Source organism: Alkaliphilus sp. B6464 (genome assembly GCF_018141165.1).
In the GTDB taxonomy this organism is placed as follows: domain Bacteria; phylum Bacillota; class Clostridia; order Peptostreptococcales; family Natronincolaceae; genus Alkaliphilus_B.
The window spans coordinates 594,884-616,328 of the sequence record NZ_CP058557.1 but is presented as its reverse complement, the minus strand read 5'-3'; the positions used below and the strand labels follow the sequence as shown (position 1 = coordinate 616,328).

28 protein-coding genes and 1 riboswitch are annotated in these 21,445 nt (G+C 32.1%); of the genes, 25 read left to right on the top strand and 3 right to left on the bottom strand.

The genetic code is table 11. The annotated features are described in order from the left end of the window. Positions 1-14 precede the first annotated feature (14 nt). A riboswitch (M-box (ykoK) riboswitch) is annotated at positions 15-174 on the bottom strand. A 212-nt stretch (positions 175-386) separates the two neighbouring features. Together HYG84_RS03020 and HYG84_RS03015 are read right to left on the bottom strand one after the other, a co-directional pair. Continuing rightward, positions 387-845, bottom strand: a complete 459-nt coding sequence (locus HYG84_RS03020) for an ImmA/IrrE family metallo-endopeptidase (protein ID WP_212380622.1) — start codon at positions 843-845, stop codon at positions 387-389. A gap of 34 nt (positions 846-879) precedes the next feature. Beyond that, a complete protein-coding gene (locus HYG84_RS03015; RefSeq protein ID WP_212380620.1) occupies positions 880-1,233 on the bottom strand; it encodes a helix-turn-helix domain-containing protein in 354 nt (117 codons plus the stop codon). Positions 1,234-1,476: 243 nt separating this feature from the next. Here HYG84_RS03015 and HYG84_RS03010 point away from each other — a divergent pair, with 243 nt between their 5' ends. From HYG84_RS03010 to HYG84_RS02895, 24 genes are all read left to right on the top strand, one after another. Further along, positions 1,477-1,896, top strand: coding sequence for a helix-turn-helix domain-containing protein (locus HYG84_RS03010; RefSeq protein WP_212380618.1), 420 nt, complete (start codon positions 1,477-1,479; stop codon positions 1,894-1,896). A 391-nt stretch (positions 1,897-2,287) separates the two neighbouring features. Further along, positions 2,288-2,668, top strand: coding sequence for a phage scaffolding protein (locus tag HYG84_RS03005; RefSeq protein ID WP_212380616.1), 381 nt, complete (start codon positions 2,288-2,290; stop codon positions 2,666-2,668). 20 nt (positions 2,669-2,688) lie between these two features. Then, a complete protein-coding gene (locus HYG84_RS03000; RefSeq protein WP_212380614.1) occupies positions 2,689-3,189 on the top strand; it encodes a phage tail terminator family protein in 501 nt (166 codons plus the stop codon). A 5-nt stretch (positions 3,190-3,194) separates the two neighbouring features. Beyond that, positions 3,195-3,377 (top strand): hypothetical protein, encoded by a 183-nt coding sequence (locus HYG84_RS02995; protein WP_249168699.1) that lies wholly within the window; start codon positions 3,195-3,197, stop codon positions 3,375-3,377. Position 3,378: 1 nt separating this feature from the next. Next, entirely contained in the window at positions 3,379-4,701 is a 1,323-nt protein-coding gene (locus tag HYG84_RS02990; protein WP_212380610.1) for a phage tail sheath family protein, read from the top strand. 15 nt (positions 4,702-4,716) lie between these two features. Then, a complete protein-coding gene (locus HYG84_RS02985) occupies positions 4,717-5,190 on the top strand; it encodes a phage tail tube protein (protein ID WP_212380608.1) in 474 nt (157 codons plus the stop codon). A 94-nt stretch (positions 5,191-5,284) separates the two neighbouring features. Beyond that, complete coding sequence (locus HYG84_RS02980; protein WP_212380606.1) at positions 5,285-5,710, top strand: phage tail assembly chaperone; 426 nt, start codon at positions 5,285-5,287, stop codon at positions 5,708-5,710. Positions 5,711-5,967: 257 nt separating this feature from the next. After that, the gene (locus HYG84_RS02975) at positions 5,968-7,896 is read left to right on the top strand and encodes a tape measure protein (protein WP_212380604.1); all 1,929 of its coding nucleotides are present in this window, start codon (positions 5,968-5,970) and stop codon (positions 7,894-7,896) included. Then, the gene (locus tag HYG84_RS02970; protein ID WP_212380602.1) at positions 7,889-8,545 is read left to right on the top strand and encodes a LysM peptidoglycan-binding domain-containing protein; all 657 of its coding nucleotides are present in this window, start codon (positions 7,889-7,891) and stop codon (positions 8,543-8,545) included. The genes HYG84_RS02975 and HYG84_RS02970 overlap by 8 nt, the downstream gene beginning before the upstream one ends. 4 nt (positions 8,546-8,549) lie before the next feature. Further along, positions 8,550-9,497 carry an XkdQ/YqbQ family protein gene (locus HYG84_RS02965; RefSeq protein WP_212380600.1) on the top strand — a complete coding sequence of 316 codons (948 nt, stop codon included), beginning with the start codon at positions 8,550-8,552 and terminating at the stop codon, positions 9,495-9,497. After that, positions 9,497-9,856, top strand: coding sequence for a DUF2577 domain-containing protein (locus HYG84_RS02960; RefSeq protein WP_212380598.1), 360 nt, complete (start codon positions 9,497-9,499; stop codon positions 9,854-9,856). The genes HYG84_RS02965 and HYG84_RS02960 overlap by 1 nt, the downstream gene beginning before the upstream one ends. Then, entirely contained in the window at positions 9,853-10,263 is a 411-nt protein-coding gene (locus HYG84_RS02955) for a DUF2634 domain-containing protein (RefSeq protein ID WP_212380596.1), read from the top strand. Before HYG84_RS02960 ends, HYG84_RS02955 begins: the two co-directional genes overlap by 4 nt. Further along, on the top strand, positions 10,256-11,329 hold the full coding sequence (locus HYG84_RS02950; RefSeq protein ID WP_212380594.1) for a baseplate J/gp47 family protein: 1,074 nt from the start codon (positions 10,256-10,258) through the stop codon (positions 11,327-11,329). Before HYG84_RS02955 ends, HYG84_RS02950 begins: the two co-directional genes overlap by 8 nt. Next, positions 11,326-11,871: a putative phage tail protein gene (locus HYG84_RS02945; protein WP_212380592.1), complete on the top strand. Its 546-nt coding sequence runs from the start codon at positions 11,326-11,328 to the stop codon at positions 11,869-11,871. Before HYG84_RS02950 ends, HYG84_RS02945 begins: the two co-directional genes overlap by 4 nt. A gap of 1 nt (position 11,872) precedes the next feature. After that, complete coding sequence (locus tag HYG84_RS02940; protein ID WP_212380590.1) at positions 11,873-13,177, top strand: hypothetical protein; 1,305 nt, start codon at positions 11,873-11,875, stop codon at positions 13,175-13,177. Positions 13,178-13,201: 24 nt separating this feature from the next. Continuing rightward, positions 13,202-13,534 carry a hypothetical protein gene (locus tag HYG84_RS02935; RefSeq protein ID WP_212380588.1) on the top strand — a complete coding sequence of 111 codons (333 nt, stop codon included), beginning with the start codon at positions 13,202-13,204 and terminating at the stop codon, positions 13,532-13,534. A gap of 1 nt (position 13,535) precedes the next feature. Next, positions 13,536-13,682 carry a hypothetical protein gene (locus tag HYG84_RS02930; RefSeq protein WP_212380585.1) on the top strand — a complete coding sequence of 49 codons (147 nt, stop codon included), beginning with the start codon at positions 13,536-13,538 and terminating at the stop codon, positions 13,680-13,682. A 56-nt stretch (positions 13,683-13,738) separates the two neighbouring features. Continuing rightward, complete coding sequence (locus tag HYG84_RS02925; protein ID WP_212380584.1) at positions 13,739-13,963, top strand: BhlA/UviB family holin-like peptide; 225 nt, start codon at positions 13,739-13,741, stop codon at positions 13,961-13,963. A 4-nt stretch (positions 13,964-13,967) separates the two neighbouring features. Then, positions 13,968-14,585 carry a peptidoglycan recognition protein family protein gene (locus tag HYG84_RS02920; protein WP_212380582.1) on the top strand — a complete coding sequence of 206 codons (618 nt, stop codon included), beginning with the start codon at positions 13,968-13,970 and terminating at the stop codon, positions 14,583-14,585. Then, a complete protein-coding gene (locus tag HYG84_RS02915) occupies positions 14,586-14,936 on the top strand; it encodes a hypothetical protein (RefSeq protein ID WP_212380580.1) in 351 nt (116 codons plus the stop codon). Positions 14,937-15,159: 223 nt separating this feature from the next. Next, positions 15,160-16,824 (top strand): hydroxylamine reductase, encoded by a 1,665-nt coding sequence (hcp, locus tag HYG84_RS02910; protein WP_212380578.1) that lies wholly within the window; start codon positions 15,160-15,162, stop codon positions 16,822-16,824. Between the two features lie 429 nt (positions 16,825-17,253). Then, a complete protein-coding gene (modA, locus tag HYG84_RS02905; RefSeq protein ID WP_212380576.1) occupies positions 17,254-18,045 on the top strand; it encodes a molybdate ABC transporter substrate-binding protein in 792 nt (263 codons plus the stop codon). Positions 18,046-18,061: 16 nt separating this feature from the next. Continuing rightward, positions 18,062-18,745: a molybdate ABC transporter permease subunit gene (gene modB / locus HYG84_RS02900; RefSeq protein ID WP_212380574.1), complete on the top strand. Its 684-nt coding sequence runs from the start codon at positions 18,062-18,064 to the stop codon at positions 18,743-18,745. Beyond that, positions 18,679-19,389 carry an ATP-binding cassette domain-containing protein gene (locus tag HYG84_RS02895; RefSeq protein ID WP_249168698.1) on the top strand — a complete coding sequence of 237 codons (711 nt, stop codon included), beginning with the start codon at positions 18,679-18,681 and terminating at the stop codon, positions 19,387-19,389. The genes modB and HYG84_RS02895 overlap by 67 nt, the downstream gene beginning before the upstream one ends. Before the next feature lie 115 nt (positions 19,390-19,504). On the opposite strand, the gene HYG84_RS02890 is transcribed toward HYG84_RS02895, so the two are convergent. Beyond that, on the bottom strand, positions 19,505-20,449 hold the full coding sequence (locus tag HYG84_RS02890; protein WP_249168697.1) for a VanW family protein: 945 nt from the start codon (positions 20,447-20,449) through the stop codon (positions 19,505-19,507). A gap of 136 nt (positions 20,450-20,585) precedes the next feature. Between HYG84_RS02890 and HYG84_RS02885 the strand changes: the two genes are divergently transcribed. Continuing rightward, positions 20,586-21,350, top strand: coding sequence for a L,D-transpeptidase family protein (locus tag HYG84_RS02885; protein ID WP_212380572.1), 765 nt, complete (start codon positions 20,586-20,588; stop codon positions 21,348-21,350). Positions 21,351-21,445 lie beyond the last annotated feature (95 nt).

Below are 21,445 nucleotides of genomic sequence, written 5' to 3'. Positions count from 1 at the left end.
TGCATAGTAAATACAGATTTAGTCTCGTTCAAGCTTTGGCTCTGCAAGGCGATGAAGTTGCATTAGATTAAGCCTTCTTTATTCGGCTAAACCTGCTAACCTGTTAAGAATGTTTCCATCCTTTCACGGCAGCAACCCGTATCCTTGTAGTAACCTCACCTACCGAGGTATATTAAATTTACATTATTATATTATGGCATATATTATTAAATGTCAATGCTATTTGTAAAAAAAAGATTTTATCCGATGGCTAATGGTTCTAAAACTTCCTCTTCTGTAAGCGGGAGTTTTAGAACTCTACAGCTTCTCGTCTAGCATTTCTACGTATTTTTTGCCTTCTCTAGAAACGTATGTTCGGTTGAAAAATTAAAAAAATATATGTATTATTAAAATTTTTCTAATACAACTAAAGGTTCGAAATAAACCATGTAATTATCTATTTCACAATAAAGTCCATACTTTTCTTTATAATATTTTATAACATCTTCTATATATTCTTCTGTTACGTCTAGATATTCAGCTAATTCAAATCTATTTCTAACTCCATATTTATACGCACTAATTAAGTCAATAATTCCAACTAATCTTTCATATCCCCAAGCTCTAGCTTTTCTTTCTTGCTTTCTATTTTCTATTTTAGATTGGTCTATAATATATCCAGAGGTAGTTTTCAAATGTCCAATTTCTTCAATAAGGATACATCTCTTTTCGCTATTAGTTGTTAACTTCTTAGAAATACCAATTACATTATCAGAATAATATCCCTTACCATTCCCTTTAAAGTTAACTTCATAAACCTCTATACCTTTCTCATCAGCTTTTATTATCATTTGCTCGTAATCCATCTCAGCTGTCCCCCTTTTGACTGCGATAATATGTCTATTTTTTCTTTCTAGAAACAACAAATTTAATAAATTCTTCAATATCTTCTAAATCATCCTGAGTAAAATTTTCACCCTCAAAATGCGCTGCTAATATTTCTATTTTATTTTCTTTAGCAACTTTACTGATATCATCAAGTGTTTTTTTATTATCTGTATCTTCTTTAAAAAACTCTTCTATAGATATTTCTAAAGCATCAGCTATTTTTTGTAATGTCTCTATGTCGACCTTTCTTTTTTCGTTTTCTAATTTGCTAATTGTAGATTGTGATATGCCTGTTAATTCTGCTAGTTGGTAAGTTGATAAACCCTTCTTACTACGAATTTCTTTTATTTTTTCGTGAACATTCATTTTTAACACCTCTTAAAATTCAAAAATAGAATTAATATACTTATATAATAATTCAAAAATAGAATAATTGCAAGATAATAAAAGATAAATTGAGAATTATAGATATAATTCGGCTAAATAATTCTATAACGGAATTGATTATAAGATAAAATGAATTTAAAATAGAATTAATTCCAAAATGGAATTGTAAATTAAAAAGGCGGTTGAATAATGAGTATATAGAAAAGAAGAGGGGGACATAAATTGAATAGCATTAATAGTTATCAAGACCTGTGCAGAGAGATAGAAGTATTAGAAATAAGAATAGAGTCTATAGAAGCAGAAATAAAACACCTTAGAAAACTTATGATTCAAGGACCGAAGGACATTACCGCAATAGACTATTCAAAGGAATCCAATAAAAATATAGTACATATACCTTTAGATATACTTATAGATAGGGTAGAAAAGTTAGAAGATAAATTAGTTATTTTCAAGGAGATATTAGAAGAAAAAATACAGTATAAGGAAAAAATAGAGAGCCTGCTTAAAAAGTTTGATGGCATACAATATAAAGTAATGTACCTAAAATTAAAAGAGAATATGTCAGTAGAAAATATAGCAGAAACTTTAGGGTATTCAGAAAGACAGATATACCGTATATTAAAAGAGTGCAGCACATAATTTAATAATAACATGTCATTACAATGTCATAAAAATCATGTTATTATGATAGTATGGAAAAGAAGTGTACAAGACTTATTATAATTAGATGCCCTGCCAAATATAGTAGGGATTTTTACTATCTAGGTTAAATTATAATTTAATAATAACATGTCATTACAATGTCAGAAAAATCGTGTTAATATGATAGTATGAAAAAGAGATGTACAAGACTTATTATAATTAGATGCCCTGCTAAATATAGCGGGGATTTTTATTATCTAAATTAAATAAAAGGCAAATGAAAACATCAAACAATTATAAGCTCTACAATCAAAGCTTATGATAAATCATATTTAATTCGTGGACGATACCCACGTAAAAAAGCGTAAATTTAAAAGGAGAAATAATAATGACATTACAGCAATTATTAAAGTTAGGAGTTACAAACGAAGTAGCAAAACAAGTATTGGAGATTCACAAATCTACTATTAAAGATAAATATGTGCCTATATGGCGATTTACAGAGGTAAATAGCAAATATAAAGAATTAAAGCTGATAGTAGAAAACAAAGAGAATCAAATCAACAAGTTAAAGATTAAAGCTACAGAAAAGGAAGAATTAGTAACTAAAATAATGGCATTAGAGGAATTAAACAAAATTAATAAAGAATGTTATGAAAGCAAGATTGATGCATTACAAAAAGAAAAATTGACAGAAATTTATTTAAGAGATCAAAAGATAAAAAGTATAAAGACTGCAAAAGCTATGCTAGATTTTCTACTTGATTGATAATTACTATATTCATAAAAATGAAGCATATATTTACAGTTAGAAAAGTAATGCTAGATATCTTAAGGAGGTGTTTGACACTGACTAGAATTGAAGATATTAAAGTTGGTATTAATAAAAGGCTAGAGACCGTATTTGGAGAAGAATATTCTATTTATACTGAAATGGAAGAAACTAAGCAGGATTTAAATCTACCTGCTTTTTTTATTAGGCATGTTAAATCTTCTCAGATTCATAAGATAGGACAAAGATATTACAAGAACAATTCCTTTGTAATAAAATTTTATCCTAGAAAAAACGGAAGTGAACTGGCTCAATGTGATGAAGTAGGAGATAAACTTTTAAATTGCCTAGAGTACATTGAAAGTAATGATGTGCTATTGAGAGGCAGTAAAATGAGCTTAGAGGTAACCGATGCAGAATTGAGTTTTTCTATAGAATTTAACTTCCAAATACTAAAAACTTCTAATAAACACGAGTTTATGGGAGAATTTGAACAATTGAGCAAAACGAAAGGGTGATTCATTTGAGTAAGAAAAAGAATAGTGAAGGTTCTAAGACATTATTCACAAAAGAACAAATTTTAAGAAGCAAAAATATTAATTATGCTAAGGATATATTAAATATTCTACTAGAAGAAGAAAAAACATATTCACTAGCTGAAGTTGATGATTTAGTGAAAAAATTTAAAGAAAGAAAGGTGAAGTAATATGGCATTAGGTGGAGGTACATTTTTAACTCAAAATAAAATTTTACCGGGTTCGTATATTAACTTTATTTCAGCAACTAGAGCTTCTGCTAATCTAAGTGACAGAGGTTATGTTGCAATTCCTCTAGAACTGAATTGGGGCGCTGAAAACGAAGTTATCACTGTTGAATCAGCAAATATGCAAAAAGATAGTTTTGATATATTTGGATATGCATATACAGCTCCAGAAATGAAACCTTTAAGAGAAATTTTTAAAGGTGCTAAAACTGCATATGTATATAGAATTAATTCTGGAGGAACTAAAGCTAGTAAAGTAGCAGAACCTTTAACTATAACAGCTAAATATGGTGGGACTAGAGGAAATGACATTAAAGTAGCAGTACAAATTAATATTGATGATGAAACTAAATTCGATATAATTACTTACCTTGAAGGAAAGAAAGTTGATGAGCAAACTGTAGCTACTATTGAAGAATTACAAGCTAATAACTTTGTTGTATTCAGCGGTACTGGTGCACCTACAGTTAGTGCAGGAATTTCGCTAACAGGTGGAACTAATGGAGCTGCAGATGGTGACTCTTATAGTGCATTCCTTGATAAAATAGAAGCTTTTAGCTTTAATACTTTAGGATATGCCGGTACTGATGATTTAATTAAAGATCTATTTATTCAATTCACTAAGAGAATGAGAGATGAACATGGAGTTAAATTCCAAACTGTAGTATATAGAAAGAATGCGGCTGATTATGAAGGTATCATATCTGTGGAAAATAAAGTTTTAGGTGAAGGAGCAAAAGAAGCGGATTTAATCTACTGGGTAGCTGGTCAAGCAGCAGGGTGTCCTGTTAACAAGTCCATAGCTAACAAGTCCTATGATGGAGAGCATATTATTGATGTAAACTATAAGCAATCTGAACTTGAAACTGGATTAAAAACTGGTAAGTTTATGTTCCATAAAGTAGGTGATAAAGTAAATGTTTTAGATGATATTAATACATTTACTTCTTTTACTGTAGACAAGAGTGAGGATTTTAACTCTAACCAAGTTATAAGAACTATAGATCAAGATGCTATAGATACAGCATTAATATTCAACACCAGATATCTAGGAAAGGTGCAAAACAATGATGCAGGTAGAATAGCATTTTGGAATGATATTGTAGAGTTAGGAAAAGAGATGCAAAAAATATCAGCCATAGAAGATTTTAAAGCGGATGATATAACCGTAGAGGCAGGAAATGATAAAAAATCAGTAGTAGTAACTAAGTATATAAAGCCGATAACAGCTATGACTAAGCTGTATGTTACTACTATCGTTGAATAAATGGAGGGATAAATTATGATTGAAACTATGAATGCAATGGATGCAATGAGTGGTTCTTTAGCAGAATGTTTTATTACTGTAGAAGGAAATAGATACAACTTTATGCAGGCTACTAATATCGAAGTAAAGATGAGCAAAACAAAGGTTAAAGTGCCTATATTAGGTAGGACTGGAAAAGGAAATAAATCTACTGGATGGGAAGGTACAGGAAGTGCTACTTTCCATTATAACACCAGTATTTTTAGAGAACTTTTATACAGATACGCTAAAACAGGACAAGATTTCTATTTCGATATGCAAATAACGAATGAAGATCCTACAAGTGCGGTTGGAAGACAGACTGTAATCTTAAAAGATTGCAATATTGATGGTGGAATTCTAGCAAAAATTGATGCAGAAGCGGAGTACCTGAGCGAAGATTTTGAGTTTACATTTGAAGATTTCGAGATGCCTGAAAAATTTAATATTTTACCAGGTATGAAAATATAATTGGGTTCCTTTTGGAACCCTTTTCAATTAAAGAGTATGTAAGTTTAAGTATAGTAATAGGATGGATTTTTTAAATATGAAAGGATGATAATTAATGAGTGGATTAAGCGCATTTATGGCAGATAATGTTCAAATTGCAGATGATATTAAATTAGTTGTGTCGAAAAGATTTATGGAGAATGGAAAGCCTATTGAATGGAAAATTAAACCGATAACCAGTGATGAAGATGAGGCTATAAAAAAGGCTTGTACTAAGAAAGTGCCAGTACCAGGCAAAAAGAACATCCTTGTTCCTGAAATAGATTATTCTAAATACTTAGGTAAATTAGCTGTAGCTTGTACTGTATATCCGAATCTACATGATGTAGCTTTACAAGATAGCTATAAAGCTATGGGATCTGAAGAATTACTTAAGAAAATGCTACTTCCAGGGGAATATGCTGAGTTTTTAAGACATATTCAAGAAATCAATGGATTTGATGTAGGAATGGAAGAACTGGTTGAAGAAGCAAAAAACTAATAAGGGAAGGGGATGCAGATGCTAATTATGCTTACTATTGTTTTCATAAGCTTAAAATGCTCCCCTCCCAATATTTAAACTTAGATAGAAAAGAAAAGGCTGTAATTATAGGTTTTATTCAGATTAAAGCTGAAAATGATAAAAAAGAAGCTAAAAAAATAAATAGCAAATCTAGAACAAAGAGATAAAAATATTTAATGAAATTAAAATTACTAACACTTTTCTTATAATATTTTTTAATGAAAGGGGGTGATAGCTTGGCAACAGTTGATAATTCTATAAAATTATATAATGAAACAAATAGTAATTATATGCAGCTATACAATGAAACAAATAATAATTATTTGCGGTTATCCAATTCTATAAATAATACTTCAACAAGATTGTACAACACAGTAAATAATAATATATCAAACAATATATCGAATTTCTATGTGATGGAGCAGTACATAATAGATGCTAGTACAGCCCAACAGGATTTGAATGAAGATATAAAAGATGGTCAAAATGCTGCTGATAGACTTTTAAATATTTTTAAAGGAATGGCAGGCACAATAGGTCTTGATTTTAGTTTAGAAAATATTTTGGCATTGTCCGATCAAATGGCTACTACAAAAGCAAGTCTTGCATCCATGGTAGACGAGTCTAATACAGTTGAAGAATTACAGAAAAAGATATTCCAATCCGCAGAAAGGTCAAGGGGATCATATCTGGCTATGGCTGATGCAATTGCTAAAATGGGAACGATGGCTAAAGATGCTTTTGGCGGTAATGATGAAATAATAGCTTTTACTGAGCAGCTAAATAAACATTTTGTAATCTCAGGCACATCAGCACAAGATATTGATTCCACAATGAGTCAATTAACACAATCAATGGCTCAAGGTGTTCTAAGTGGTGAAGAATTAAACAGTATATTTATCGAAGTACCTACAATAATTCAAGCGATTGCTGGTTATATGGGAATAGGTACTGAAGAAGTTATTAATTTGGCACAGGAAGGTCAAATAACAGCAGATATTTTTAAAAATGCTATGTTTAGTGCAGCAAATGAAACCAATGCAGCTTTGGAGAGTATGCCTATGACTTGGGCACAGATATTTACTTCTGTTATAAACAAAGTAATCATGGTATCCCAGCCGCTATTAGAATTTATAAGTTTACTTGCTAGTAACTGGTCTATATTAGAGCCAATAATTTTAAGCGTTGGCGCTGCAATACTAACTTATCTAGCAGTAACAAAAAGTGCTGAAGCAGTAACAAAAGGTGCTGAATTAGTTACTAAAGCATGGACAGCAGCACAAGCAGCTTTTAATGCGGTTATGGTTCTTAATCCTATAGCTGCAGTTGCTATGATCGTAATGTTATTTATAGGTCTGGTTTATGCAGGCATAGCTATTTATAATAAGTTTGCAGAGGAATCAGTTAGTGCTACGGGGATGATAGTAGGAGTCTTGATGGTGGCAGCGGCTATTGTTTTAAATATATTTATAGGTGTAATAAACCTTCTTATTACTTGGGGGATTACATTGTGGAATTTTATTTTAAGTTTTGCGGAATTCTTCAAAAATGTATTTAACGATCCTGTAGGCTCAATTGTTAGATTGTTCTCTAATATGGCGGATGCAATACTTGGAGTATTGGAGGGTATAGCCGGTGCAGCAGATACACTATTTGGTTCTAATTTGGCAGCATCAGTTGCTGGGTGGAGAAGTGAACTTCAAAATATGACAGATGATTTAGTTGGAGAGGCAGAAATTAAGGTGGATAGATTAGATGCTAGTGCCTATCGAATTGATGGAGTTGACTATGGAGAGGCCTACAAGGAAGGTTATGACTGGGGATCCAAATTTAGTGTAAAAGGTGTACTAGGCGGAGTAGCTCCTCAAGTCTTTGAAGGATTTGAAGTTCCAGAAGGAATAGGCGAGGGAATTGATGAAATAGCAGCCAATACTACAGACATGCGTGATTCCATGGAGATTTCTGAGGAAGATTTAAAGTATATGAGAGACATAGCTGAGAGAGAAGTAATAGATAGAACAGTGCTTAGGGATGTAAAACTTGAAGTATCTAATAGCTTCGGAGACGTAAGAGAAACAGCTGATGTTGATGGTATTATAACACGAATAGAAGAACGTCTAGTAGAAGCAATAGATAGTGAAGCGGAGGGTGATTATAATGTATAGTTGTCTCATTGATGGTGTTAGGCTTCCAGTAGCACCTTCCAAGATTACTCGTAAAATAAATACTAAGAGTAAAAAAGTAGATTTAATGAACCTTGGGGAAGCAAATATTTTGAAAGGGCCAGGGCTTACAGATATAAATTTCGAAGCATTACTTCCTTCAGTAAAATATCCTTTTGCTGTATACGATAATGGGTTTAAAGAGCCTCTTTATTATTTAGATCTTTTTAAAAGACTTGTAAAAGAAAAAAAACCTTTTATATTTGAAGTAAATAGCCTAACTCCTGCTGGGTATTCTTTATTTATAACACGTATGGAAGTAAGTTTAGAAAGTTATAGTATCATAGAAGACACTAGCAATGGAATGGATATTGTTGTTTCACTGGAATTGAAAGAATATAAGAGATATACTACCCAAACTATAAAAATAGAGCAAACTTCTTCTCATGATGAAACACCTAAAGCTGTAATTGAAGAAAAAAGACCTGCAAAAGAGCCAGCAAAATCATATACGGTAATTTTAGGTGATAGATTATGGGACATTTGTCAAAAGCAGTTAGGAGATGGCAGCAAGTACAAAGAAATAGCTGCTTTAAACAATATTGAGGACCCTGATTTAATTTTTCCAGGTCAGGTTTTAAAATTGAGGTGATTTAATGTATGAGTTAAATATAGAGAACGAAGGAGTAAAATATGTACCTTTAATTGAAGGAGACATTACCTGGACTACTGAAAGATTAGGCTCTCCCGGAAAATTAGAATTCAATGTTTTAAAAGATGATGTAATTAATTTTCAAGAAGGTAACCGAGTAAGCTTTAAAATGAATGGTGAGAATGTATTCTTGGGTTACGTATGGGATAAGACAAGGAACAAAGATCAGATTATAAAAGTTACAGCATATGATCAGCTAAGGTATTTAAAGTATAAAGACACCTATGTCTATAAAGACAAAAAGGCCTCTGATGTAGTTAAAATGATTGCATCAGATCAGAACCTTGAGCTAGGAGATATTGAAGATACAGGATATGTAATTGCCGAAAGACTTAGAGATAATGAAACCTTCTTTGATATTATATATGATGCTCTAAATCTTACCTTCGATAATACTAAAAAGCTTTACGTTCTTTATGATGATTTTGGAGAATTAACCTTAAAGAGTATGGAGTCTATGAGAATAAACCTAGTAGTAGGTGAAGATACTGCTGAAGATTTTGACTATAAAACCTCTCTTGATGACGTATACAATCAAATAAAATTAGCTTTTGATAATAAGAATACAGGAAAAAGAGAAATCTATATCGCTAAAGACAGTAACAATATTGATAGATGGGGTAGACTTCAATATTTCGATAAAATAGACGAAAAAACCAATGGTAAAGTTAAAGCAGATACACTGCTTGAATTATTCAATAGAAAAAACAAAAGTTTAAGTATCAAAAATGCAATAGGTGATATTAGAGTCAGAGCAGGAAGTAGCTTAGTAATTAATTTGCCTAATATTGGAGACATCAGTATTCAAAATTATATGCTTATTGAGGGAGCTACACATAGATTTTCTAATAATGAGCATTTTATGGATTTAAAACTAAGGGGGCGATTATAATGCAGCTATTAAAATTGATGAAAAGAGCAGGAGTTGAGGCAGTAGATACTGCTTCTCCTATGAAAACTTTAATAGGCACTGTTACTTCCATAGAGCCTTTAGTAATTACAATTGAGCAAAGACTAGCTATTCCAGCTAGTTTTCTTCTTTTAACAGACAATGTAATTGATGAAGAAGTAGAAATTACTGTAGATGATGAAGTAGAGCAAAGTGGATCACTTGAACCACATAAACATGGATATATAGGTAAGAAGACACATATCCATCATAAAAATCTTAAAGTGGGAGAGATGGTCTTACTTTTAAGGGTGCAAGGAGGACAACAGTTTATAGTTCTTAATAGGGTGGTGAGTGCATGATACCAAAAAATACTGTAATTGATAATGATATAGGCTTTGAAGTTGTAGAACAACCAAGCAATACCTATAGATTAGATTTAGACAAGAAGAAAATATTAGGATATACAGATGGTATTGAAGCTATTAAGCAGGCTATATATAAGATTATCTTTACAGAAAGATATAATTATGCAATATATAGCTGGAATTATGGAATAGAGCTTGAAGATTTATTTGGAAAACCTAAAGACTTTGTATATTCTGATCTGGAGAGAAGAATAACAGAAGCACTTCTTCAAGATGATAGGATAAATTCCATAGATAATTTTGTGTTCAGTTCTAATAAAGGGGATGTGTCTGTAACCTTTACAGTAAATACAGTTTTTGGAGATGTGCAGGTAGAAAGGAGGATGAATAATATTGTATGAAAAGCAAACCTTCGAAGCAATACTTGGGAGAATGTTAGCACGAGTTCCTAATAATGTGGATAAAAGAGAAGGATCTATTATATATGATGCTTTAGCTCCTGCAGCTGCAGAATTAGCTATGGCATATATACAAATGGATGTAATACTCAATGAAACTTTTGCAGATACAGCATCTAGAAAATATTTAATAAGAAGAGCAGCAGAGCGAGGTATAAATCCTAATCCTGCTACTAAAACAGTACTAAAAGGTGTATTTAAAAACAGTGATGGTAATTTCTTTGATATTCCTATAGGGAGTCGACTTTCTCTAGATAATCTTAATTATGTTGCAATAGAAAAAATAGAAATAGGTCAATACAAGATGGAATGTGAAACTGCTGGAAGTATAGGTAATCAGTATTTTGGAAGTATTATTCCTATTGAGTATATACCACGTCTTGCAACCGCGGAGTTAACTGAAATATTAATCCCAGGTGAAGATGAGGAAGAAACAGAAAGTTTAAGGCAGAGATATTTTAATTCTCTTGAGTCTGAGGCTTTTGGTGGTAATATTGCAGATTATAAAGACAAGATAAATAAGATACAAGGTGTAGGTGGAGTAAAGGTATATCCTGTGTGGAATGGTGGTGGTAGTGTAAAACTCACCATAATAGACAGTGAATTTAAAGTGCCTTCTACATCATTAATCAGCACAGTACAAACTATAATAGATCCAATTGATAACTCTGGACAAGGTGTAGGCATAGCTCCTATAGGACATAAGGTAACTGTAGAGGGAGTATCCGAAACATTAACTAATATAACTACTAATATAACCTTCCAAGATGGATATGTATGGGAAGATATAAAACCTTATGTTGAAGCTAAAATAAACGAATATTATAACGATTTAGCTAAAGAATGGGCTGATAATAGTAATTTAGTAGTTCGTATAAGCCAAATAGAAGTAAGACTTCTTGATATTACTGGAATTCTCGATATTCAAGATACATCTATAAACGGAGCACAGCAGAATTTAGTATTGGAATCTAATAGCATACCTAAATTGGATGTGATAATAGCATGAGAAAAGTAAATATAGCTAATTATCTGCCTAATATAGTAAAAGAGATTGCAGAGTTCCAACATATTTCAAATACAGAGAATGCAGAGATTAACCTAATGTGGGATAGCATACAGAATATATTTGACGATCAGTTTGTAAATACAGCTACTGTAAATGGAATTAAAAGATGGGAAAAGATACTTAAGATAGTTCCTAAGGCTAATCATACCTTAGAAGATAGAGCATTTACAATATTAACTAGACTTAATGAACAGTTACCTTATACCTATAAAGTACTTAAACAGTTACTTAGTCAGTTATGTGGTTCAGATGGATACGTTCTAAATATTAACCATGATCAATATGAATTATCTATTTTAGTAGAACTTAAATCTAAAAACATGGTAAATGCAATATCTGATTTAACGAAAAAAATTGTACCTGTTAATATGAATATTAGTATTAAAATCAGATATAATCAATACTCATATTTAAGAAATTTAAGACATATGGAACTTCAACCTTTTACCAACGATCAATTAAGAAATGAGGTGTTAATATAATATGAAATATACTACTAATTATAATTTAAAGAAGCCAGATCAAGATGACTTTTATAATATAGAAGATTTAAATTCAAACGCAGAAGTTATTGATACTGAGCTTAAAAAGATAGATGAAAAAGCTAATGCCACAGAACAGAGAGCTAATGCATACACAGATCAGAAAATTGAAACATTGACTCAAGAAACGACACAAGCAATGGATACTGTTAGTCAAAGAATTACATCGTATAAGGCAGAATATGCGACATTTAAATTTAATACTGAACAGGAATTTGATACGGTAAAGCAATCTGGGCTTGATGGCAAGAATTTACTAGAAACCTCCATTAAGTCCAAGGGGGGTACGGTTTCTAAACAAAGTGAAGTGGCAACTTTCAATGAATTAGATTTAGGCATCAAATCAATTGAAACAGATAAAACTGGTGATGCTAATGCAGTTGCAAGCGATATACTATCGGGTAAAACAGCTTATGTAAAAGGAAGCAAATTAACAGGTACTATGTCAAATAGAGGTACTGTAACTAATACGATAACTACTCAAGGCGGACAATATACAATACCTGCTGGATACCATAGTGGAGCTGGTAAAGTGACAGCTAACCTTCCAAATCTAACAGCAGCTAATGTTAAGAAAGGCGTTAATATTGGTGGCGTAACTGGGAATTATGATAATATTGCGGATTACACTCAACCGATGATAACTACATTAATAACTGCCAGCACTAATGATGATGTAGCTTCACTTAGAAATGTTGTTATAGAAAATAATAGAATAGTAGGGATTATAGAAAAAGGCTGGAAATTAACCAAGTATATTTATAGCCCAAATGGAATACTAATAAGTTCTACGCCTTTTATGGATGATGGTAATTCTTATCGGTTAATTTATCATTCGGCGTCCAGAGATTGTTGGTGTATACAACGTTATAACTCACCTTATAATGGGTTGAGAGTCAATTTTAATGGTATTGTATTAAGTTCTACAGGCGATATTACTAATTATGAACTTATAAGAAATTTTAATTTTGTATGGCCTAATGGTAATTACCTAAGATTTAGTAATACTACAGAAAGTTTCGCCTATATATGTAATAAAACAGGCATACAACTTTCAAATTTAGGAGGTTATTCTGATGGACGAGCTGCTACGTATATCGTAAAATCAGGAACAGATTATATATGTTATATTTATTATAAAAGAGCATATTTGACTGTAGCATATAATAATGGAACAAGTTCAATGCGAGGAGGGTCGTTAGATTATCATTTTACATCCATGATAAGCTCTATACTAGCAGTGTAATAAAACAATTAAAGGAGAGATACTATGAAATCTTTACACATTAAAAAATTAGTAGACTCAAGTGGAGGAAATTTTGACTATAAAGGCTTGGATATAGATTTATTTGTAACGAATACCCAAGTATATTTTAATAACCATACTGAAATATTGGTTAAAACGATAGAAGAAGTTATCCCAGAACATGAAGATATTACAATATTAACTGAGCAACAATATGCAGATTGGGCTGATGAAATAAAAAATCAACCTAAACCACCAACTGAAATTGAATTATTAGAAAATAGAATAGCTGAACAAGATAAAGTAATAGAAGAATTAATGTTTGAAATAGTACCAAGTTTAATAGGAGGTGAATAGTATGGCTGCTTATATAGCTAAAAAAATAATGTTAGGTAGACAAGACTACACTAAGGTATTTAGTATTAGTATATATAAAAGGTATCAAGATGAAGCTGATGCTATTCTCGTTGCAGAAGGTAGAGTAGATTTAATAGTCAGAATGTAACCCCAAGAAGGGCTTTTTTTATGCCCTTCTTTAATTTATCAGAAAGTAGGTGCTATATGGAACAAACACTTTTTAAACTAGCGGCAGGAAATGGACTTTGGGCATCACTATATGTATTTCTTTTTATTTATGTACTATACGATAGCAGACATAGAGAGAAAAAGTATCAAGAAACTATAAGTGAAAATCAATCAGTAATTAAAAACCTTACAGAGAAATTCGGGATTGTAGATAATATACAGCAAGATGTACACGAAATAAAAGCTGTATTAAGGAGTTAATTAAATGTACAACTATATAATAGATCATATTCCAAAAGGAAATAAAAGACCTGGGACTAAATTGAAACCTGAAACGATCACCATACACAACACAGGCAATCCTACCAGTACAGCTAGAAATGAACGAGGATGGCTTACTAACCCATATAATACTAACCCAACAAGTTTTCATATTGCAATAGATGAAAGAGAAGTAGTCGAGTGTATCCCCTTGGATGAGGTAGCCCATCATTCAGGAAACAAACAAGGGAATTTAACTTCTATAGGAATTGAGGTTTGTGAGAGTGGTAACCAAGAAAAGGTATGGGACAATGCTGTCAAATTAGTTGCAGAACTATTATTCGATCGTGGTTGGGGAGTAGATAGAGTAACTACACATCAAAGATGGAATGGAAAGAATTGTCCAAGATTAATCTTACCTAGATGGAATGAGTTTATAGGTGATATTGAAAAAGAATTATGGAAGCTGAATAGTATTAGGGAGCAGGGAGTAAGTGAATGGGCAATTGAAGCATGGGAGTGGGGGAAACAAAAAGGTATTACGGATGGACAACGACCTAAGGACTTTGCTACTAGGGAGGAACTAGTAACAATGCTATATAGAATGAAGGAGATAAAATAGATGATTGAATTAATACAAACTTATATAATGACTAATTTAATTGACATAATTTGTACAACTATTGTTATTTCAATTGGATTATTGCTATATAAAAGAGGAAAAGAAGATTTTCTAAGAAAGTTAGTACTAGCACTTGTAACAGAAGCTGAAAAACAATTAGGAAGTGGTACAGGTGAATTAAAGTATGTAATGGTAGTTGAAAGGATCTATGAGGTTATTCCTGGTATTTTAAAATTGTTATATAGTGAGAAGCAGATTGATGAGATGATTGAGGATGCTGTAGATTATTTAAAAAGATATTTAGCAAGTGGCAAAACTTTATTAGGATATGATAAAGAAGTATTGGGATAGTTTAAGCTATCCTATTTTTTTATTCTGTACGTCAAAACTTATACTTCAACAATACAATCGAGATGACACAGGTTTTGAGTGGAACAGGAGTTGATGGAATAGCATTAGAGAATTTTCGTGAGAAAAATCAATAATCCTAGTGACATATATCACAGTCTACCTATAATAATGATGATAGTATATATACAGAAAGAAAAACGAATCTGAAAAGGAGATGTGAATTATGTCAGCTTCAATGTTTTGTCATCAATGCCAAGAAGCCGCAAAAGGAACAGGATGTACTGTAAGAGGTGTTTGTGGAAAGACAAGTGATGTAGCTAACTTACAAGACCTACTAATTTATATACTAAAAGGAATTTCATTTTACAACTTAGAAGCTAGAAAAGCAGGATTAAACACAAATAAAGCAGATAAGTTTATAACTGATGGACTATTTGCTACAATTACAAATGCAAACTTTGATAAAGCTGTATTTGTTGACAGAATTAAAAAAGCTATTGAATTAAGGGAAGAAACAAAAGCAGCAGTAATTAATGCTGGAATAAATGTGGATCACATTACACATGATGCAGCCCACTGGACTGGAAGCACAGTTGAGGAATTCGAAGCTAAAGCTGTAGAAGCTGGATACTTAGCAATTGAAAATGAAGATGTTAGATCTTTAAGAAGCTTAATTGTATTTGGGGTTAAAGGTTTAGCTGCATATGTAGAGCATGCATATAACCTAAAATACGAAGACGATGAAATTTATACATTTATGCAAACAGCTCTTGTTGAGACTTTAAATGATAAATTAACAGCAGATGATCTAGTTGCTCTTACAATGAAAGCTGGAGAAACTGGTGTTAAAGCAATGGCTTTATTAGATACAGCTAATACTTCGACATATGGTAATCCAGAGATTACAAAGGTAAATATCGGTGTTAAAAATAATCCAGCTATTTTAATTAGTGGACACGATTTAAGAGATATGGAGCAATTACTTGAGCAAACTGAAGGAACAGGAGTAGACGTATATACTCACTCTGAAATGCTTCCTGCAAACTACTATCCTGCATTCAAAAAATATAGCCACTTTGTAGGAAACTACGGAAATGCATGGTGGAAACAAGATAAAGAGTTCGAAACATTTAATGGACCAATTGTAATGACAACAAACTGTCTAGTTCCTCCAAAAGATGTTTACAAAGATAGAGTTTACACAACAGGTGCAGTAGGATTCGAAGGATTAAAGAGAGTTAAAGAAAATGCAGATGGAACAAAAGATTTCACAGACATAATTGAACATGCTAAAAAATGTGCCGCTCCTACAGAGATTGAAAGAGGCGAAATTATAGGTGGCTTTGCCCATGAGCAAGTATTTGCACTTACAGATAAAGTTGTAGATGCAGTTAAATCTGGTGCCATTAAGAGATTCTTTGTTATGGCTGGTTGTGATGGTAGAATGAAGAGCAGAGATTACTATACAGAGTTTGCTGAAAAACTACCAAAGGATACAGTAATCTTAACAGCTGGTTGTGCAAAATACAAATACAACAAGCTTGATCTAGGAGACATCGGTGGTATTCCAAGAGTATTAGATGCTGGACAATGTAACGATTCTTACTCATTAGCATTAATCGCGTTAAAATTAAAAGAAGTATTTGAGTTAAATGATATTAATGAATTACCAATTTCATATAACATTGCATGGTATGAGCAAAAAGCTGTAATCGTTTTACTTGCATTACTATATCTAGGTGTTAAAAATATTCACTTAGGACCAACACTTCCTGCATTCTTATCACCAAATGTTGTTAATGTTTTAGTAGAAAATTTTGGTATTGGTGGAATTACAAATGTAGAAGATGATATGGCAATGTTCTTAGGAGCAACAGCAGAAGCATAATATACACAAAAATATATAAAAAATGAGACTATCCTTTAAAGGGTAGCCTCGTTTTTTATTATTGTATAGAAATAACCACTGATTGGGTCAAGTAGTTATTTATTTTTTTATAGTTATTTTGCGTTAGGTATAAATAAGGATTGTCCAATCTCATTCTTAATTTTGGTTCGTCATAATTCAGTATACTTTATAGGTATATAACTGTCAATAATTAGTATGTTTTCTTATGTGAATTAATATTTTTTTAACACACTTGAAATTTTACAACAAAAAATATATAATTCAAGGTGAAATAGGTAAATAGAATGCTTATTTCTTAGGCTAGCTTCTTAATAGAGTTTAGTATGGCTATCATACTAATGGTGAGGTATGTTTTGTGGTTCGATAATTCTTTACCAAATAAATCATACCGAAATGGAGAGATGAACAATGACGAAAAAAATAGTGTTACTTTTATTAATCTGTTCTCTAGTTTTAGCTGGATGTACCAACAAACCTAAGGTTACAGAAGGAGAGATACCGGGGGGTAACGAAGAAATAACATTAAATATCTTTGCAGCAGCTAGCTTAACAGATGCTTTTAATGAAATGAAAGATATTTACGAAAAAGAAAATGATGGAATCACATTACAATTTAACTTTGCTGGTTCTGGAACTCTTCAAAAGCAGATTGAAGAAGGGGCAACAGCGGATTATTTTATTTCAGCTGGAGTTTCTCAAATGAATGCTCTAGAAGAAAAGGGCCTTATTGAAGATAGAAAAGATCTATTAAAGAATAAATTAGTTGTTGTAGGCACTAAGGATATGCAAGGTAAAGTGTATAAAATAGAAGATTTATTATCTGAAGATGTAAAATATATTGCTGTAGGTACTCCAGAAACAGTTCCAGTAGGAAAGTACACAGAGGAGGCTCTAACACATTATGATTTATGGGAAAAATTAAGTGATAAAATTGTATTTACTAAAGACGTAAGACAGGCATTGACATATGTTGATACTGGAAATGCTGATGTTGGTTTTGTATATTCTAGTGATGCTCTAGCTTTAGAAAACGGTGTTACTTTATTTGAAGTTTCTGATGATTCACATAAAAAAATAATTTATCCTGCAGCTATTATTAAAGAAACAGAATATAAAGATGCAGCTGCTAAATTTGCTGAATTCCTTGTATCCAAGGAAGGTAGCGCTATTCTTGAAAAGCACGGCTTTGTTTTAAATTAGTTAAAGGAGCGTACAAATGTTAAAGCCAGTATTACTTTCATTGAAGGTAGCATCAATTGCTACAGTATTTGCCATGCTAATAGGCATACCATTAGCATATTCCTTAACTAATAAAGATTTTAAAGGTAAAACACTATTAGAGACTCTGTTGACATTACCGTTGGTGCTTCCACCAACGGTAATTGGATATGGACTATTAATTTTATTTGGAAGAAATTCTTTATTAGGCAGAATGCTTAAGGACATATTTGGAATACAGGTTGTGTTTACGGTAACAGGTTCTATTATTGCTGCTACCGTAGTTGCATTACCATTAATGATACAAAGTGTTAAATCTGCATTTGGAAACTTAGACCCTATTTATGAAAGGTCTGCTGCTACTTTGGGATCAAACAAATTTAAGGTGTTTTTCACAATTATTTTACCCCTGTCTTGGACAGGCATTGTTAGTGGCTTGGTAATGTCCTTTGCAAGAGCTCTTGGTGAATTTGGTGCTACTTTAATGATTGCCGGAAACATTCCTGGGAAAACCCAAACAATACCTATAGCTATATATTCAGCAGTGGAGACAGGAAATAAAGAGATGGCTAATCGATTAGTAATAATTATGACCCTATTTAGTTTTTTAGTCATATGGCTACTAAACCAATGGCTAAAGAGAAAACACTATATAAAAATGATGAGGGAAGAAAAATGTTAACCATTGATATAAATAAAGCCTATAAAGACTTTAAATTAGATGTTAACTTCGCTGCTGATAGAGAGGTAACTGTCATTTTAGGTCCATCTGGTTCTGGTAAATCTACAATATTAAATTGCATTGCAGGTGTAGCTAAACCAGACAATGGAAGGATAGCAATGGACAATGATGTCTATTTTGACTCAGAGGAAGGCCATATTTTGCCTATCCATAGAAGAAGAGTCGGATATGTTTTTCAGTCCTATGCTTTGTTTCCGCATATAAATGTATTTAAAAATATTCAGTATGGACTTAATAATTATAAGGAAGCCGGTACTAATGATGAAGTGTATCGATTTGCAGAAGCCTTTAAAATTGAAAAGCTTCTTAAGAAATATCCATATCAGCTTTCAGGGGGAGAGAAGCAGAGGGTAGCCTTGGCTAGATCATTAATTATTAGACCAAAGGTCCTTTTATTAGATGAACCCTTTGCGGCATTAGATAAGCGTACAAAACAAATACTATATAATGAATTTTTAGAGATAAAGGAAAAGTGGAACATCCCAATATTAATGATTACCCATGACGAAGGAGAAGCACAATATTTGGGGGATAGAATTATAAGGATATCAAATGGATGTTTAGTTAATGATACTGCGCTTTGATAAGAGGATAAGGTTAATTTGTATTAGTCTTATTTTTATATATTAATGAGTGTAATTAATCACAGATAAACTGATAAAAAATTCAGAGGGAGTTTTACTCCTTCTGAATTTTTTATCAGTTTATCTTATTTACTTCAATTATATGTGGCATAGGCCAATAATTGCTAATTCCAAGATCTTTCTTCTCTAATCTACCATCTTCATACTCAATGGTTATAAATGACTCTACCCTTGCTCCATCCATTCCTTCAAGAATTACTTTCTCTTCTCCGTCCTTCAGATTGTAATTTATTTTATATTCTTTAGGAGCTACTCTTCTTTCTAAAATATTATGATGCCACTCTACCTTAGGAGGCGTTTCTTTACCGTAAAAACCCATGTAAACTCTGTTTTCTATAGGAACCGCCCAAATAAGAATAGGCGCATTTGTAGTGTTTTTAAATTTAAGATCTTTGACACCATAAGCTACTGTTGAATCTTGTCCATAGGGCAAATAGTGAACAGGCATACTATGGTTGTATCTTTCTACAATTTCCAAGTTACTAAGTATTGCCACATTATATAAAGTAGATGCTATTTTGCATGCTCCGCCACCTATTGATGGTGTTACATTTCCGCCTATATAAGCAGAGCCTTCCTGATATCCTTTGGATTCAACATAAGGGCCTATGCTGTTATTCTGTGAAAATACTCCACCTGGAGGTACAACAATTCCACTGACAGATTTAGCCGCTAAATGCACATTATGCTGTTCTCCTGGCGATGTAGTTTTTATAACGGTACAAAATGCAGATAATAACACATCAGTTCCATGCTGCTTTTGGGCTTCTTTAAACTTACTGTCATTTTCCCATGGAACATTAAGAATAGGGATAGACTCGTTAGGCACATCAAATTCAACATTACTGGTATGGTCTTCTGTCTTTGAAATGTTAAATTGGGCTCCTAGGTTTTCAGGGTTTTCTTCTAGCTCCTTTTCTACATTTTTAAAATTGCATGATGTTGAATAAATTAATAAAATTACTGTTAGAATCAGTAATATATAATTTTTTATCTTCAAATTATCACCCCTATTTTAAATTAATCTATTAATACTATTACAATATATTTTTAGATATATTGTTAGAAAATATGTACGTTTTATTTGTATGACAAGATTGTCCCCTTGCATATAATTGGAATGTGGGGGGGATAAAATGTTAAAGAAAGGGATTTTAATAGTAACATCTATGTTTTGCATTATAACTATTCTTTTAATTGGGAAAAATATAAACCTAATAAGAAATAAAACACAAAGGGATAAAGAGGTTTTGGGATATAGTGAATACATAGAGTATATTGCATGGGAAAGCAAAATGATTACAGAAAATCCGGAATATGAGAATTTAAAGATATTAATTGATATCTCTGAAAAACGGTTATATTTAGTTAATGGAAACGAAACAATAAAGATATATCCAATTGCTAGTGGAAAATTAAATACTCCAACTCCTATAGGTACATGGAAAATAATTAATAAGGCTAAGTGGGGAGGCGGATTTGGAACGCGATGGATGGGACTTAACGTACCCTGGGGTACATATGGAATTCATGGTACTGATAAGCCAAATTCTATTGGTTCAAATGCTTCTGCTGGGTGTGTGCGAATGAACAATAAGGATGTAGAGGACCTTTATAAATATGTTAAGCACGAGACTCCAGTTGCTATTATTAATGGAATGTTTGGACCGTTTGGTTATGGACTTCGTACTATATCTCCAGGAGATATAGGAGCAGATGTAATGGAAGTTCAAGCTAGATTAAGAGCGTATGGATATTATGATGTAGACTATTTAGATGGTAAGTACGGTCCACATATGGAACAGGCCCTATATGATTTCCAAAAAAACCATGACCTTCCAAAGGATCCTCATATTAGCTATGAAACCTATAAAAAATTAGGAATTATAATTATGGATTAATTCTAATTAATATTAAATTTTATATAGTCTAGGAAAGTATACTTTCCTAGGCTATATAAGCAGGAGTCAAAATGGAAGGTATTCCTCTTTCGTAT

What these genes read in the sequence shown, in the direction of transcription:
- HYG84_RS03020 (WP_212380622.1), bottom strand. Translation starts at nt 845, where the DNA reads ATGGATTACGAGCAAATGATAATAAAAGCTGATGAGAAAGGTATAGAG.
- HYG84_RS03015 (WP_212380620.1), bottom strand. Translation starts at nt 1,233, where the DNA reads ATGAATGTTCACGAAAAAATAAAAGAAATTCGTAGTAAGAAGGGTTTA.
- HYG84_RS03005 (WP_212380616.1), top strand. Translation starts at nt 2,288, where the DNA reads ATGACATTACAGCAATTATTAAAGTTAGGAGTTACAAACGAAGTAGCA.
- HYG84_RS03000 (WP_212380614.1), top strand. Translation starts at nt 2,689, where the DNA reads ATGAAGCATATATTTACAGTTAGAAAAGTAATGCTAGATATCTTAAGG.
- HYG84_RS02990 (WP_212380610.1), top strand. Translation starts at nt 3,379, where the DNA reads ATGGCATTAGGTGGAGGTACATTTTTAACTCAAAATAAAATTTTACCG.
- HYG84_RS02985 (WP_212380608.1), top strand. Translation starts at nt 4,717, where the DNA reads ATGATTGAAACTATGAATGCAATGGATGCAATGAGTGGTTCTTTAGCA.
- HYG84_RS02980 (WP_212380606.1), top strand. Translation starts at nt 5,285, where the DNA reads ATGAGTGGATTAAGCGCATTTATGGCAGATAATGTTCAAATTGCAGAT.
- HYG84_RS02970 (WP_212380602.1), top strand. Translation starts at nt 7,889, where the DNA reads ATGTATAGTTGTCTCATTGATGGTGTTAGGCTTCCAGTAGCACCTTCC.
- HYG84_RS02965 (WP_212380600.1), top strand. Translation starts at nt 8,550, where the DNA reads ATGTATGAGTTAAATATAGAGAACGAAGGAGTAAAATATGTACCTTTA.
- HYG84_RS02960 (WP_212380598.1), top strand. Translation starts at nt 9,497, where the DNA reads ATGCAGCTATTAAAATTGATGAAAAGAGCAGGAGTTGAGGCAGTAGAT.
- HYG84_RS02955 (WP_212380596.1), top strand. Translation starts at nt 9,853, where the DNA reads ATGATACCAAAAAATACTGTAATTGATAATGATATAGGCTTTGAAGTT.
- HYG84_RS02945 (WP_212380592.1), top strand. Translation starts at nt 11,326, where the DNA reads ATGAGAAAAGTAAATATAGCTAATTATCTGCCTAATATAGTAAAAGAG.
- HYG84_RS02940 (WP_212380590.1), top strand. Translation starts at nt 11,873, where the DNA reads ATGAAATATACTACTAATTATAATTTAAAGAAGCCAGATCAAGATGAC.
- HYG84_RS02935 (WP_212380588.1), top strand. Translation starts at nt 13,202, where the DNA reads ATGAAATCTTTACACATTAAAAAATTAGTAGACTCAAGTGGAGGAAAT.
- HYG84_RS02930 (WP_212380585.1), top strand. Translation starts at nt 13,536, where the DNA reads ATGGCTGCTTATATAGCTAAAAAAATAATGTTAGGTAGACAAGACTAC.
- HYG84_RS02925 (WP_212380584.1), top strand. Translation starts at nt 13,739, where the DNA reads ATGGAACAAACACTTTTTAAACTAGCGGCAGGAAATGGACTTTGGGCA.
- HYG84_RS02920 (WP_212380582.1), top strand. Translation starts at nt 13,968, where the DNA reads ATGTACAACTATATAATAGATCATATTCCAAAAGGAAATAAAAGACCT.
- HYG84_RS02915 (WP_212380580.1), top strand. Translation starts at nt 14,586, where the DNA reads ATGATTGAATTAATACAAACTTATATAATGACTAATTTAATTGACATA.
- hcp (WP_212380578.1), top strand. Translation starts at nt 15,160, where the DNA reads ATGTCAGCTTCAATGTTTTGTCATCAATGCCAAGAAGCCGCAAAAGGA.
- modA (WP_212380576.1), top strand. Translation starts at nt 17,254, where the DNA reads ATGACGAAAAAAATAGTGTTACTTTTATTAATCTGTTCTCTAGTTTTA.
- modB (WP_212380574.1), top strand. Translation starts at nt 18,062, where the DNA reads ATGTTAAAGCCAGTATTACTTTCATTGAAGGTAGCATCAATTGCTACA.
- HYG84_RS02895 (WP_249168698.1), top strand. Translation starts at nt 18,679, where the DNA reads ATGGCTACTAAACCAATGGCTAAAGAGAAAACACTATATAAAAATGAT.
- HYG84_RS02885 (WP_212380572.1), top strand. Translation starts at nt 20,586, where the DNA reads ATGTTAAAGAAAGGGATTTTAATAGTAACATCTATGTTTTGCATTATA.